The following is a 14,130-nucleotide window of genomic DNA, read 5'->3' on the forward strand; positions in this document are numbered from 1 at the left end:
GGGCCACGGCCATAAGTAGCCCTGTTTGGAGAAGAATTCGGCACTCTGGGGGGCTTTTGCCGAGTTAGGGGAGCGCGATGTCGAACAAGCGTGTAGCTTGCCGGGGCAGGAGGGCCGGGGGGCCAGCTCCAAGGGGGAGGGTTGCTCGATGGGCGTGCGGCTCATGGTGCTCGATGATCACCGACTGCTCGCCGAGGCACTCGCCTCGGCCTTGAAGCTGCGTGGGCACCGGGTGCTCGCGGCGGCGGCCCCCGCGGCCGGCGCCGCCGACCTGGTGGTCAGCAGGGCGCCCGAGGTGTGCCTGCTGGGCACCGCGACGCCCGCGGAGCCGGGCGCGTTCGACCCCATCGTCAAGATCAAGCGGGAGCGTCCGCAGGTGGCCGTGGTGGTGCTCGGTCCGGTGCCGAGTCCGCGCGGAATCGCCGCGGCCTTCGCGGCCGGCGCCTCCGGTTACGTACGCCACGACGAGCGCATCGAGGGCGTCGAGCGCGCCATGGTCAAGGCCCGGGCGGGCGAGGCGGTGGTGGCGCCGCAGCTGCTTCAGGGCGCGTTCGCGGAGCTGCTCAACCCGGTCGCGCAGCCGGACGACGAGGGGCAGCGGCTGCTGCAGCTGCTCACCCCGCGCGAGGTCGAGGTGCTGGTGCGGGTCGCGGAGGGCGAGGACACCCGGCTCATCGCGGCCGGCATGGGGATCGCGCCGAGCACGGCCCGTACGCATGTGCAGCGGGTGCTGATGAAGCTGGGGGTCGGCTCCCGCCTTGAGGCGGCGGCGCTGGCCGCGCGCACCGGGCTGCTCGACCGGGCGGCGATCGTCTCATCGACGTCCGGCCAAGCGGCGGATTAAGGGCTGCGCCTCCTCGGGCGTAGCCATCGGTAGATGAACCCCAGTTCACTCCTGAGAGTTCTGATCTGAACTCTTGTTCGTATCTGCGTGCAAGCGCTCTCTCTGTGTGTCGCCCACCATTGACGCCACTGTTGGCTCGTGGTTTGTTATGTGCGGTTCTGTTTGGTGGGAGTGAGGGGCTCCACGGTGAAGAAGACGTCGACCCGGCTTGCCGACGGTCGTGAGCTGCTCTACTACGACTCCCGCGACGACGCCGTACGGGACGCCGTCGACCGGCGGCCGCTCGAGCCCATCTCCACCACGTCCGAGGTCCGCCGCGACCCGCTGCTCCGCGACTCGGTCGCCATTGCCTCACACCGCCAGGGACGCACCTACCACCCGCCGGCCGACGAATGCCCGCTCTGCCCGTCCCGGGACGGGCGCCTCAGCGAGATCCCGGCCGCCGACTACGACGTCGCCGTCTTCGAGAACCGCTTTCCCTCCCTGGCCGGCGACTCCGGCCGCTGCGAGGTCGTCTGCTTCACCTCCGACCACGACGCCTCCTTCGCCGACCTCAGCGAGGAGCAGGCCGCGCTGGTGCTGGAGGCCTGGACCGACCGCACCGCCGAGCTCGCCGAACTCCCGCAGGTGGAGCAGGTCTTCTGCTTCGAGAACCGGGGCGCGGAGATCGGCGTGACGCTCGGGCACCCGCACGGCCAGATCTACGCGTACCCCTTCGTCACGCCGCGCACCGCGCTGATGCTGCGCTCGGCCGCCGAGCACCGGGCGAGGACCGGCCGCAATCTCTTCGACGACATCGTCGAACGGGAGCGCGCCGAGCGCGCACGGGTGGTACTGGAGGGTGAACACTGGGTGGCCTTCGTGCCGTACGCCGCGCACTGGCCGTACGAGGTGCACCTCTACCCGCGGCGGCGCGTGCCGGACCTCCGGGCGCTGGAAGACGCGGCGCGCACAGAGTTCCCACAGATCTATCTGGAACTGTTGAGGCGCTTCGACCGGATCTTCGGGGAGGCCGAGCCGCCGACGCCGTACATCGCGGCCTGGCACCAGGCGCCCTTCGGCGAGGTCGACCGGAATGATTTCGGGCTGCATCTCGAGCTTTTCACCATCCGCCGGACTTCCGGCAAGCTGAAGTTCCTCGCGGGTTCCGAGTCCGGTATGAGCGTGTTCATCAATGACGTGCCGCCGGAAACCGCGGCCGAGCGACTGCGAGAGGTAGCGAGCGAGTGAGCAAGTACTTGGTGACGGGCGGGGCCGGATACGTCGGCAGTGTGGTGGCGCAGCACCTGCTGGAGGCGGGGCACGAGGTGACCGTCCTCGACAACCTCTCCACCGGCTTCAGGGAGGGCGTGCCCGCGGGCGCGGCCTTCGTCGAGGGCGACATCCGCGACGCCACCAAGTGGCTCGACGCCTCGTACGACGCGGTACTGCACTTTGCGGCCTTCTCGCAGGTCGGCGAGTCCGTCGTGCACCCCGAGAAGTACTGGGCGAACAACGTCGGCGGAACGATGGAGCTGCTCGCGGCGATGCGCGCCGCGGGGGTGCGCAAGCTGGTCTTCTCCTCCACCGCGGCGACGTACGGAGAGCCGGTCAGGGCCCCGATCACCGAGACCGACCCGACCGCGCCGACCAGCCCGTACGGTGCGTCGAAGCTGGCCGTCGACCACATGATCACGGGTGAGGCGGCAGCGCACGGTCTGGCGGCCGTGTCCCTTCGGTACTTCAACGTGGCAGGTGCGTACGGCAGTTGCGGTGAGCGCCACGATCCCGAGTCGCATCTCATCCCGCTGGTGCTTCAGGTGGCGCTCGGCAGGCGCGAGTCGATCTCGGTGTTCGGGGACGACTATCCGACGCCGGACGGCACCTGCGTACGCGACTACATCCATGTCGCGGACCTCGCCGAGGCGCATCTGCTGGCGCTGGGCGCGGCGACGGCGGGGGGAGCATCTGATCTGCAACCTCGGCAACGGAAACGGGTTCTCGGTGCGCGAGGTCATCGAGACCGTACGCGAGGTCACCGGGCACCCGGTCCCGGAGGTCGTGGCCCCGCGCCGCGGCGGCGACCCGGCGGTGCTGGTCGCCTCCGCGGCCACCGCGCGGGAACGGCTGGGCTGGCGGCCGAGCCGCGCGGACCTGGCGGGCATCGTGTCGGACGCCTGGGGCTTTGCCCGGGGGAGGGAGAACGTGTCATGAGCGAAGGCGTCTGGGCGGCACCCGGCAGGGTGAATCTGATCGGTGAACACACCGATTACAACGACGGTTTCGTGATGCCCTTCGCGCTGTCGCACACCACCGTCGCGACGGCGGCCCGCCGGGACGACGGCGTACTGCGGCTGCACTCGGCGGACGTCCCGGGCGGCACGGTCGAACTGCGCGTCGACGACCTCGCGCCGGGGCGGGGGCCTGGCGGCTGGACCGACTATCCGGCGGGTGTGGTGTGGGCGCTGCGGGACGCGGGCCATGCGGTGGGCGGCGCGGACTTCCACTACGAGTCGACGGTCCCGGCGGGCGCCGGGCTCTCGTCCTCCGCCGCACTCGAAGTCGTCACGGCCCTGGCCTTGAGCGATCTGTACGAACTGGGCCTGGAGCGAGGTCGGATGGCCCGGCTGTGCCAGCGCGCCGAGAACGTCTACGTCGGCGCGCCCACCGGGATCATGGACCAGACGGCCTCGGCGTGCTGCACCGCGGGCCACGCGCTGCACCTGGACACCCGGGACCTGTCGCAGCGCCAGATCCCGTTCGACCTGGCGGCGCTCGGCCTGGAACTCCTGGTGGTCGACACCCGGGTCAAACACGCCCACAGCGAGGGCGAGTACGGCAAACGCCGCGCGGGCTGCGAGGCGGGCGCGGCGGCGCTGGGGGTCGCTGCACTACGGGACGTCGCGTACGCGGACCTCGCGGCGGCTCTGTCCCTGCTGGACGACCCGGCAGTACGCGCCCTGGTCCGCCACATCGTGACCGAGAACCACCGGGTGCAACGGGTGATCGCCCTTCTGGAGGCGGGCGAGGCCGACGCGATAGGCCCGATCCTCACCGAGGGCCACGCGTCCCTGCGGGACGACTTCCGCGTCTCCTGCCCGGAGCTGGACCTGGTGGTCGACACGTCCCTGTCGGCGGGCGCGCTGGGCGCGAGGATGACGGGCGGGGGCTTCGGCGGCTCGGCGATCGTCCTGACGCAGTCGTCGACGTCGACGACGCTGAAGAAGTCGCTCCTGGAGGCGTTCGCGTCGACGGATTACGAAGAGCCACGAATCTTCCCGGCAACCCCGTCCCCGGGAGCGCGCCGCGTGTCCTGAGGGGAAGTTGCCCACCCACCCGCCCTTGGAGCGGGGGCCACGGGCCCCCACGCCCCCTGCGGGCAACCGCGGCAGCTTCGCGCCGCGAGGGGCGTCCGTTTGCGGCGGCTCCGCCCCGGGCGGGTGCGCTTGCCGACTGTGGCGGCTTCGTGCCTGGGGAAGCCATGTGCCGGGTTGCGGCGGCTTGGCGCCTGGGGAAGCCCACGTGCCGGGTTGCGGCTTCGTGCCGCGGGGTGGGGCACGTCATGTTGCGGCGGTTTCGCGTCGCCAGGCGGCCCGCCTGCCGGGGCGCGTTCGCGCCGCGAAGCCGGCGTCTCGGGGTGTGGGGGCGTCAGCCCCCCGCCGTCCCCCTGGCCCCTCGGGGGTCTGGGGGCTTGCCCCAGTTCGGGAAGGGGCGGGGAGGGGAGAAAGCCGCCCCCTCAACCACCGTCACCCAGCCGCTTCACCAGCAAGAACTCCGTCGCCCCCGGCGGGTACTCCGCCACCTGCCCCACCACCTCATACCCCCGCCCCCGGTAAAACCCCGGCGCCTGGAAGTCCCACGTCTCCAGCCGCGCATACCCGCACCCCCGTTCCCGCCGCGCCAGCCGCTCCGCCTCCCCCAGCAGACGCTTGCCCAGCCCCGCGCCCCGGTGCGCCTCCGCCACCCACAGCAGGTCCACGTGGAGCCAGCGCGCCCACGTCAGGGCCGTCAGGCCGCCCGCAAGTTCGCCCGTCCTGTCCTCCACCGCCCAGACCTCCAGCGGCACTTCCTCCTCGTGCGGCGTACCCCGCAACCTGCGTATCGCCGGGGACCGTTCCGCGTTGTCGGCCTCCAGCCGTTCACCGAGCAGCCTGCGTCGATCTTTGTCGACTTCCGCCTCAATACGAAACATGTGGCACACCCTAAACACCCTGGCCAATCAGTTCTGCAAATAGCCTTCCGCTCCAGCCACCCAGCCGTAGTCTGATGCTCAGCACCGGTGGGGGCCGGTGTCGATCAGGGGGCGAGACAGTCGGGTACGACGCCCGGGGCGGGGTATCAGTCACAGCACGGCGGCCGAGCGACCGCTGTACTACCCCATTTCTCCGGGCGCCGTACCCGCGCCGGTCTCTCCTCCGACACTGGGGGTGTCTGTGGTTCGTATCCGGGTCCTGGTGGTGGACGACCACCGAATCTTCGCCGAGTCGCTCGCTGCCGCCCTCGCGGCCGAGCCCGATGTCGACGTCGCCGCGGCCGGCAGCGGCCCCGCCGCGCTGCGGTGTCTGGAGCGGGCGGCCGCCGAAGGACGCAGGTTCGACGTCATGCTCGTCGACGCCGACCTCGGCGACCAGGTCGTGCCCGGCGCCCGTGCCGTCGTCGCCCGCGCCGTGCCGGACAACGGCGAGGACGGCCTCGTCGACGGCATCTCCCTGGTCGCGGGCGTCCGTTCCGGCCAGCTCGCGGTCCGTACCGTCGTGCTCGCCGAGAAGGACGACCCGCGCCGTGCCGCCCTCGCGCTCCAGGCCGGCGCCTCCGGCTGGGTCGCCAAGGACTGCTCCCTGCAGCGGCTGCTCGCGGTGATACGAGGCGTCCTGCGGGACGAGACGCATCTGCCGCCCGCCCTGCTCACCGGCGTACTGCGGGAGTTGACCGCGGCGCGCAAGCACCGCACCGAGAGTGAGCGGCTCGTGGAGTCGCTCACGCCACGCGAGCGCGAGGTACTGCGCTGCATGGTCGCCGGTCTGGGGCGCAAAGCCGTGGCCGAGCGCCTCTTCCTGTCCCCGCACACCGTCCGGACGCATATGCAGAACGTTCTGGGGAAACTGGGCGTGCATTCCACGCTCGCCGCGGTCGCCCTCGCCCGCCGCGCCGGCGTCGGCCCGGTCGACCTAGCCGGGGATGTTGTCGAACGGGGCGGTCAACTGGCGTAGCAGCGCGGCCAGTTCCGCCCGTTGCGCCCGCGACAGCTCCGCCAGGATCGCGCGCTCCTGCGCGAGCAGCCCGGCCAGCGCCTGGTCCGCGCGGTCCCGCCCCTCGGGCGTGAGCCGCACCAGCACCCCGCGCCGGTCGGAGGGGTCCGGCAGTCGCTCCACCAGGTCCTTCTTGGCGAGCCGGTCGATGCGGTTGGTCATGGTGCCCGAGGTGACCAGCGTCTGGGTCAGCAACTGGCCGGGTGAGAGCTGGTACGGAGCCCCCGCGCGCCGCAGCGAGGTCAGTACGTCGAACTCCCACGGCTCGAGATTGTGCTCGGCGAAGGCGAGCCGACGGGCCCGGTCCAGATGGCGGGCGAGCCTGGAGACGCGGCTGAGCACCTCAAGCGGTTCCACGTCGAGGTCGGGGCGCTCACGGCGCCATGCTGCGACCAGTCGATCGACCTCGTCCTCCATGTCGATCAGTGTAGAGGGTCTGTCGATGTGAAGTCTCTTGACGTCAAGATATATTCGGGCTCAGGCTTGGGCATGGTCGGGCCGGGACTTCGTTCCGTTTCGGCGCACCGTTCCTGCAAGGGGGCTCGAACATGCATTCCGTACCAACCTGGGATCCACATCAATACCTGCGTCACGCCGGGCATCGCACCCGCCCGTTCATCGATCTGCTCGCCCGGATACCGCAGCTACCGAATCGCGATATGCCCGCCCGTATCGCGGACATCGGCTGCGGCCCCGGAAACGTCACTGCACTCCTCGCCGACCGCTGGCCCACCGCCCACATCACCGGCTTCGACCTTTCGCCCGAGATGCTCGCCATCGCCGACAAAGAACACGCCGGTACCACATTCGGCGGCGGCTGGCTCGACTTCAGGCCCGCCGACGCCGCGCACTGGACGCCCGACGAGCCTTACGACCTGATCGTCTCCAACGCGGCCCTGCAATGGGTGCCCAACCACCCCGAATCGTTTCCCCTCTGGATCGAGAACCTGGCCCCGGGCGGCACCCTCGCCTTCCAGGTCCCCGGCAACTTCACCTCACCCAGCCACGCACTCCTCGGCGAGCTCTGCGAAACCCCGCAGTGGCGCGCCCGCCTCGGCGACCACGGTCGCCGCTTCGTACACATACTGGAGCCCGCCGACTACCTCGCCCGCCTGGTTGACCTCGGCTGCCGGACGGACACCTGGGAGACCACGTACTACCAACTCCTCACCGGGGACGACCCGGTGCTGGACTGGGTCAAGGGCACCGCCCTGCGCCCGGTCCTCACCGAGCTCGCGGACGAGCCCGACGCCGCGAACGAATTCCTCGCCCAGTACCGCGATCTGCTCCGCAAGGCCTACCCGCCGGGCCCGCACGGCACGGTGTTCCCGTTCCGCCGGATCTTCGCCGTCGCACGAAGGGGGTCGTGATGCCGATCGTCGACCGTGTGACGGCGTGCTGAGCACGCGGGAGCGCCCCGCCCCCGGTCATAGACCGGTCAGACGGGGCGCTCCGTTGTTCTCTAGTACAGGTTGCTGTACGTGTTCCAGCCGTTGCCGATCTTGGCCTTGGTGTTGAACCCGCCCGTGGCCTTGGCGGTGTAGCGGTACAGCTCCCCCGCCGCGTTGGCGCCGACCAGGTCCGCCCGTCCGTCGCCGTCGAGGTCGCCGGGGGCCGACAGCTTGGTGTACGTGTTCCAGCCCGAGCCGATCAGCGTCCTCGCCTTGAACGGCGCCGAGCTGACGCCCGTACCGGCGTAGAGATACAGCCTGCCGTCGCTGCCGCGGGCGATCAGGTCGCTGCGGCCGTCGCCGTTGACGTCACCTGCGCCGAGCAGCTTGTTGAACCCGTTCCAGCCGGTGCCGACCTTGAGCCGGGCGGCGAACTTCGAACCCGTGCCGTCCCCGCGGTACAGATACAGCGCACCGGAGCCGTCACGCGCCAGCAGGTCGCCCTTGCCGTCGCCGTTCAGGTCGCCGGGGCCGACGAGGAGGTTGTAGACACCCCAGCCGCTGCCGATCACGTGGACTTCGCCCGACGAGTGGCTGAGGTTGTACAGCGTGCCGTTGTACAGCTCGAGAATGTCGGCGAAGCCGTTGAGGTCGAGCGAGGAGGTGAAGGTGAGCTTCGTCCCCTTGAAACCGCCGATCTCGCTGACCTGGTCACGGGCGCTGAGCAGGCCGTTGTTCAGCGCGTAGTACGTGAACAGTGTGCCGTTGGTGTCCAGCCCGAGGACCTCGTCCTTGCCGAGATGCGGGTTGTTGCCCGCGCCGGCGAACTGCGCTACCGCGTTCCAGCCCGACCCGCCCGACACGCGCGGGAGGAACTCGCCCGTCCCCGTGGACTCGTAGGTGTACAGCAGGCCCGACGGCGTACGGGCCACGAGGTCGCCGAGACCGTCGCCGCTCTGGTCGTCGAGGCTGAGGATCTGGTTGTAGCCGTTCCAGCCGGGGCCGACGCTGACGCGGCCCTTGAAGGGCGAGTCGGGGTTGGGGTTGCCGGAGTAGAAGAACAGCTCGCCGCCCGGCGTACGGGCGAAGAGGTCGGCGATGGCGTCGCTGTTGACGTCGTTCACGCCGATGAGCTGGTCGTACGCGCCCCAGCCGGAGCCGACCTTGACCCGGGCGGCCATGGGGGCGGCTGCCCCCGGCGTCGTCCGGTACAGGTACAGGTCGCCCGAGGGCGTACGCGCGAGGATGTCGCCGCTGCCGTCGCCGGTAAGGTCGCCGGGCGAGAAGACCTTGTTGTACGCCTGCCAGCCCACCCCGGACCAGATGATCGTGCCGTGGTCGGGGGAGCTCCGGTAGGCCGAGAGCCGGCCGCTCGACAGCAGGGTGAAGTGGACCGGTCCGGCCTCCTCGAGACCGGCGACCGAGAAGACGTCCTTGAACGTCTCGTTCGCAGTCTCACTGGTGTCGAAGAGGTACTCGTAGGAAGTGGTGCCACTGGTCGGCGCCACGTAGATCCTGCCGTTGCCGGCACGGTAGAGAAGATCGGTGAAGCCGTCGCCGTCGATGTCGCTGCGCGGTTTGGCGACCGGGACGGCGGCCGCGCCGACCGCGGAGTGCTGCTTGGCGCCGTGCCTGGGAAGCGTCAGCTTCGGCTGCTCAATGCTCGGCCTGGTCTGCTCGACCGGCGCGGGCGGCGGCACGCTGTCGTCGGCCGCCGCAGGGACGGCGAGCAGCATGCCTGCCGAGACGGCGAGTGCCGTGCAGGCCGCGATCCTGCGGGCGCGTCTGAAGCGCACGCCGACGGGACGGCCGGGTTCCACTGAAGACAAGGTCCCCCCCTGGGGAAAATGGTGGAACCGGGTTGAAGACGTTCGCAGTTGCTCTTTTTGAGTGGCGAACCGTTCCCCGGATAATCGCAAATTCTACAACTGTGGAATCCGGGCCGGTAGATGGACAGGGGACCGAAGAGGCGTCAGTTCTTGCGGTGCCCTATCAGCCGCGGCTTCTGCTCAAGACCGTCCAGGCCGTGCCATGCCAGATTCACCAGATGCGCCGCGACCTCCGCCTTCTTCGGCCGGCGGGCGTCCACCCACCACTGGCCGGTCAGCGCGACCATGCCGACCAGCGCCTGCGCGTACAGCGGGGCGAGCTTCGGGTCGAAGCCCCGGGTCTTGAACTCGAGGCCGAGGATGTCCTCGACCTGGGTGGCGATATCGCTGATCAACGAGGCGAAGGTGCCGGTCGACTGGGCGACCGGGGAGTCCCGGACGAGGATGCGGAACCCGTCCGTATACCTCTCGATGTAGTCGAGGAGCGCGAACGCCGCCTGCTCCAGCAGCTCCCGCGGATGCCCCGCGGTCAGCGCGCTCGTCACCATGTCGAGCAGCTGGCGCATCTCGCGGTCCACCACGACGGCGTACAGCCCCTCCTTGCCGCCGAAGTGCTCGTACACCACCGGTTTGGAGACGCCCGCCTTCGCGGCGATCTCCTCGACCGACGTGCCCTCGAAACCCTTCTCGGCGAACAGGGTGCGGCCGATGTCCAGCAGCTGCTCCCGGCGCTCCGCCCCGGTCATCCGGACCCGGCGCGCGCGCCGGCTCCCGGAGGGCCGGCTCTTGTCCGGTTTGCTGGTACTGCCGTCGATCGCCACGTCGCCAATCATGCCGCGTCGGCGGTGTCGCTCTTGCGGCGGGCGTCGATACGGGACGCATCGGGCCAGCGCACGTCGTACGCCCAGCCCAGCTGCTCGAACCAGCGGATGATCCGGGCGCTGGAGTCGATCTGGCCGCGCAGCACGCCGTGGCGTGCGCTCGTCGGGTCGGCGTGGTGCAGGTTGTGCCAGGACTCGCCGCAGGACAGCACCGCGAGCCACCACACATTGCCCGAGCGGTCACGTGATTTGAAGGGGCGCTTGCCGACCGCGTGGCAGATGGAGTTGATCGACCACGTGACGTGGTGCAGCAGGCAGACGCGGACCAGCGAACCCCAGAAGAAGGCGGTGAACGCCCCCCACCACGACATGGTGACCAGACCGCCGATCAGCGGCGGGACGGCCAGCGAGAGGATCGTCCAGTAGATGAAGTCGCGGGAGATCCGGCGGATCGCCCCGTCCTTGATCAGATCCGGCGCGTACTTGTGCTGGGGCGTCCGCTCCTCGTCGAACATCCAGCCGATGTGTGCCCACCACAGGCCCTTCATCAGCGCGGGGACGGTCTCGCCGAAGCGCCACGGCGAGTGCGGGTCACCCTCCGCGTCCGAGAACTTGTGGTGCCTTCGGTGGTCGGCCACCCAGCGCACCAGCGGGCCCTCGACGGCCAGCGAGCCCATGATCGCGAGCGCGATGCGCAGCGGGCGCTTCGCCTTGAAGGCGCCGTGCGTGAAATAGCGGTGGAAGCCGATCGTGATGCCGTGGCAGCCGATGTAGTACATCGCCACCAGCAGGCCCAGATCGAGCCAGCTCACGCCCCAGCCCCAGGCCAGCGGCACCGCCGCGAGCAGGGCGACAAAGGGCACCGTGATGAACAGCAGCAGGGCGATCTGCTCGATCGACCGCTTGCTGTCCCCGCCCAGGGTGGCGGAAGGGAGGTCGGGCGACGGCGTCTGAGGGACTTCGTCCAGCAGATCAGGGCTTGTCGTCATGGGGTTCCCCTGTGGGGTGAGAGGTACAACAGAAACCGCATTACGGACGCGTAACCTACGGCATCGTAAGTATGGCAGTGCGCAGCCTCGCGGCAAGAGACCTGTGGATAACGTCAGGGAAATGGACACCTATCCTGGGTGTCGTCGGACAGCGCGGTCCGCAGCCTCCAGAACCCCTCCAGACGTGCTCAAACACTGCAAGGAGCCGCACCTGTGAGCAGTGCCGACCAGACCCCCACCGCCAGCGCCGAAATGCGCGCCGACATCCGCCGCCTGGGCGATCTGCTGGGCGAGACCCTCGTCCGGCAGGAGGGCCCCGAGCTCCTTGAGCTCGTCGAGCGGGTCCGGGCGCTGACGCGCAGTGACGGTGAGGCCGCAGCCGAGCTGCTCGGCGACACCGACCTGGAGACCGCGGCCAAGCTGGTGCGCGCCTTCTCCACCTACTTCCATCTGGCGAACGTCACCGAGCAGGTGCACCGGGGCCATGAGATGCGTGAGCGGCGGGCCGCCGAGGGCGGGCTGCTGGCCCGTACCGCGGACCGGCTCAAGGACGCCGACCCCGAGCATCTGCGCCAGACCGTCAAGAATCTGAACGTACGGCCGGTCTTCACCGCGCACCCGACCGAGGCGGCCCGGCGTTCCGTACTGAACAAGCTGCGCCGTATCGCCGAACTCCTCGAGGCCCCGGTCAGCCCGGCCGACCGGCGCCGGCACGATCTGCGGCTCGCCGAGAACATCGACCTGATCTGGCAGACCGACGAGCTGCGTGTGGTGCGGCCCGAGCCGGCCGACGAGGCGCGCAACGCGATCTACTACCTCGACGAGCTGCACGCGGGAGCGGTCGGCGACGTGCTGGAGGACCTGTCCGCGGAGCTGGAGCGGGTCGGCGTCGAACTGCCCCCGGAGACACGGCCGTTGACCTTCGGCACCTGGATCGGCGGCGACCGTGACGGCAACCCCAATGTCACCCCCGCGGTGACCTGGGAGGTGCTGATCCTGCAGCACGAGCACGGCATCGGCGACGCCATCGAGATCATCGACTATCTGCGCGGACTGCTCTCCAACTCCATCCGCTACGCGGGCGCCACGGAGGAGCTGCTCACGTCGTTGCAGAGCGATCTGGAGCGGCTGCCGGAGATCAGCCCCCGCTACAAGCGGCTGAATGCCGAGGAGCCGTACCGCCTCAAGGCCACCTGCATCCGGCAGAAGCTCGTCAACACCCGGGAGCGGCTCGCCAAGGGCACGCCGCACGAGGAGGGCCGCGACTACCTCGGCACCGGAGAGCTGCTGCACGACCTCACCCTGATCCGGACGTCGCTGCGCGCGCACCGCGGCGGCCTCTTCGCCGACGGCCACATGGACCGTACGATCCGCACGATCGCGGCGTTCGGGCTTCAGCTCGCGACGATGGACGTACGCGAGCACGCGGACGCGCATCACCATGCGCTCGGGCAGCTCTTCGACCGGCTCGGCGAGGAGTCCTGGCGGTACGCGGACATGCCGCGGGACTACCGGCAGAAGCTGCTCGCCAAGGAGCTGCGCTCGCGGCGGCCGCTGGCGCCGACGCCCGCGCCGCTGGACGCCGCGGGGCAGAAGACCCTCGGCGTCTTCCACACCGTCAAGGAAGCCTTCGAGCGCTTCGGGCCCGAGGTCATCGAGTCGTACATCATCTCGATGTGCCAGGGCGCGGACGACGTCTTCGCCGCGGCGGTGCTGGCGCGTGAGGCCGGGCTGATCGATCTGCACGCGGGCTGGGCGAAGATCGGCATCGTGCCGCTGCTCGAGACCACGGACGAGCTGAAGGCCGCGGACGTCATCCTCGACGGGATGCTCGCCGACCCCTCCTACCGGCGGCTCGTCTCGCTGCGGGGCGACGTCCAGGAGGTCATGCTCGGGTACTCCGACTCGTCGAAGTTCGGCGGCATCACCACCTCGCAGTGGGAGATCCACCGGGCGCAGCGCAGGCTGCGTGATGTGGCGCACCGGTACGGCGTACGGCTGCGGCTCTTCCACGGCCGCGGCGGCACGGTCGGCCGCGGCGGCGGCCCCTCGCACGACGCGATCCTGGCGCAGCCGTGGGGCACGCTCGAGGGCGAGATCAAGGTGACCGAGCAGGGCGAGGTCATCTCCGACAAGTATCTGATCCCGTCGCTGGCCAGGGAGAACCTGGAGCTGACGGTCGCGGCGACGCTGCAGGCGTCCGCGCTGCACACCGCCCCGCGCCAGTCAGACGAGGCGCTGGCCCGCTGGGACGCGGCGATGGACACGGTCTCGGACGCGGCGCACTCGGCGTACCGGCGCCTGGTCGAGGACCCGGACCTGCCCGCGTACTTCTTCGCCTCCACGCCGGTGGACCAGCTGGCGGAGCTGCACCTGGGCTCGCGGCCGTCCCGCCGGCCGGACTCGGGGGCGGGCCTCGACGGTCTGCGGGCCATCCCGTGGGTCTTCGGCTGGACGCAGTCGCGGCAGATCGTGCCGGGCTGGTTCGGCGTCGGCTCGGGCCTGAAGGCGCTGCGTGAGGCGGGTCTGGACACGGTTCTGGACGAGATGCACGAGCAGTGGCACTTCTTCCAGAACTTCATCGCGAACGTCGAGATGACGCTGGCCAAGACGGACCTGCGGATCGCCCGGCACTATGTGGACACGCTCGTCCCCGATGACCTGAAGCATGTCTTCGCCACGATCGAGGCGGAGCACGCGCTGACGGTCAGCGAAGTCCTGAAGGTCACGGGCGGCGAGCGGCTGCTGGGCTCGAACCCTGTGCTGCAGCAGACGTTCGGCATCCGCGACGCATATCTGGACCCGATCTCCTACCTGCAGGTCTCGCTGCTTGCGCGCCAGCGCGGGGCGGCGGCCCGGGGCGAGGAGCCGGACCCGCTGCTGTCGCGGGCGCTGCTGCTGACGGTCAACGGCGTGGCGGCGGGGCTGCGCAACACCGGCTGACGACACGCGAAACGGCCCCCTCCCCGCGCGGGGAGGGGGCCGTTCTTGGTGCGCGTCAGTGCTTTGGTACTCGGCAGTGCTCAGT

Annotated in this window: 11 protein-coding genes and 1 pseudogene; 7 read left to right on the plus strand and 5 right to left on the minus strand. The window is 70.1% G+C overall.

Going from position 1 to position 14,130, the window contains the following annotated elements; genetic code table 11:
• The first annotated feature begins 148 nt into the window (after positions 1-148).
• The 4 genes and pseudogenes from QFZ67_RS22795 (at position 149) to galK (ending at position 4,140) form a co-directional block, all read left to right on the plus strand.
• Positions 149-844 (plus strand): LuxR C-terminal-related transcriptional regulator, encoded by a 696-nt coding sequence (locus tag QFZ67_RS22795; RefSeq protein WP_307662932.1) that lies wholly within the window; start codon positions 149-151, stop codon positions 842-844.
• 186 nt (positions 845-1,030) lie between these two features.
• The gene (gene galT / locus QFZ67_RS22800) at positions 1,031-2,074 is read left to right on the plus strand and encodes a galactose-1-phosphate uridylyltransferase (RefSeq protein WP_307662933.1); all 1,044 of its coding nucleotides are present in this window, start codon (positions 1,031-1,033) and stop codon (positions 2,072-2,074) included.
• Positions 2,071-3,037: pseudogene (galE, locus tag QFZ67_RS22805) on the plus strand (UDP-glucose 4-epimerase GalE). Before galT ends, galE begins: the two are co-directional and overlap by 4 nt.
• Complete coding sequence (gene galK / locus QFZ67_RS22810) at positions 3,034-4,140, plus strand: galactokinase (protein ID WP_307662934.1); 1,107 nt, start codon at positions 3,034-3,036, stop codon at positions 4,138-4,140. The pseudogene galE and the gene galK overlap by 4 nt, the downstream one beginning before the upstream one ends.
• A 419-nt stretch (positions 4,141-4,559) precedes the next feature.
• Here the strand turns inward: galK and QFZ67_RS22815 are convergent, their stop codons facing one another.
• Positions 4,560-5,015 carry an N-acetyltransferase gene (locus tag QFZ67_RS22815; protein WP_307662935.1) on the minus strand — a complete coding sequence of 152 codons (456 nt, stop codon included), beginning with the start codon at positions 5,013-5,015 and terminating at the stop codon, positions 4,560-4,562.
• A gap of 241 nt (positions 5,016-5,256) precedes the next feature.
• Between QFZ67_RS22815 and QFZ67_RS22820 the strand changes: the two genes are divergently transcribed.
• Complete coding sequence (locus QFZ67_RS22820) at positions 5,257-6,033, plus strand: response regulator transcription factor (protein ID WP_307665928.1); 777 nt, start codon at positions 5,257-5,259, stop codon at positions 6,031-6,033.
• Here QFZ67_RS22820 and tamR read toward each other — a convergent pair.
• Positions 5,992-6,489: a MarR family transcriptional regulator TamR gene (gene tamR / locus QFZ67_RS22825; RefSeq protein ID WP_307662936.1), complete on the minus strand. Its 498-nt coding sequence runs from the start codon at positions 6,487-6,489 to the stop codon at positions 5,992-5,994. The two genes, QFZ67_RS22820 and tamR, sit on opposite strands and share 42 nt — an antisense overlap.
• 131 nt (positions 6,490-6,620) lie before the next feature.
• Between tamR and QFZ67_RS22830 the strand changes: the two genes are divergently transcribed.
• Positions 6,621-7,442: a trans-aconitate 2-methyltransferase gene (locus tag QFZ67_RS22830; protein WP_307662937.1), complete on the plus strand. Its 822-nt coding sequence runs from the start codon at positions 6,621-6,623 to the stop codon at positions 7,440-7,442.
• Between the two features lie 92 nt (positions 7,443-7,534).
• On the opposite strand, the gene QFZ67_RS22835 is transcribed toward QFZ67_RS22830, so the two are convergent.
• From QFZ67_RS22835 to QFZ67_RS22845, 3 genes are all read right to left on the minus strand, one after another.
• Positions 7,535-9,283 carry a VCBS repeat-containing protein gene (locus QFZ67_RS22835; protein ID WP_307665929.1) on the minus strand — a complete coding sequence of 583 codons (1,749 nt, stop codon included), beginning with the start codon at positions 9,281-9,283 and terminating at the stop codon, positions 7,535-7,537.
• Positions 9,284-9,435: 152 nt separating this feature from the next.
• Complete coding sequence (locus tag QFZ67_RS22840) at positions 9,436-10,125, minus strand: TetR/AcrR family transcriptional regulator (RefSeq protein ID WP_307662938.1); 690 nt, start codon at positions 10,123-10,125, stop codon at positions 9,436-9,438.
• A complete protein-coding gene (locus QFZ67_RS22845; RefSeq protein WP_307662939.1) occupies positions 10,122-11,102 on the minus strand; it encodes a fatty acid desaturase in 981 nt (326 codons plus the stop codon). The genes QFZ67_RS22840 and QFZ67_RS22845 overlap by 4 nt, the downstream gene beginning before the upstream one ends.
• Before the next feature lie 213 nt (positions 11,103-11,315).
• Between QFZ67_RS22845 and ppc the strand changes: the two genes are divergently transcribed.
• On the plus strand, positions 11,316-14,045 hold the full coding sequence (gene ppc / locus QFZ67_RS22850; protein ID WP_307662940.1) for a phosphoenolpyruvate carboxylase: 2,730 nt from the start codon (positions 11,316-11,318) through the stop codon (positions 14,043-14,045).
• Positions 14,046-14,130 lie beyond the last annotated feature (85 nt).

The sequence above is a fragment of the Streptomyces sp. V1I1 genome, assembly GCF_030817355.1.
Lineage (GTDB): Bacteria > Actinomycetota > Actinomycetes > Streptomycetales > Streptomycetaceae > Streptomyces.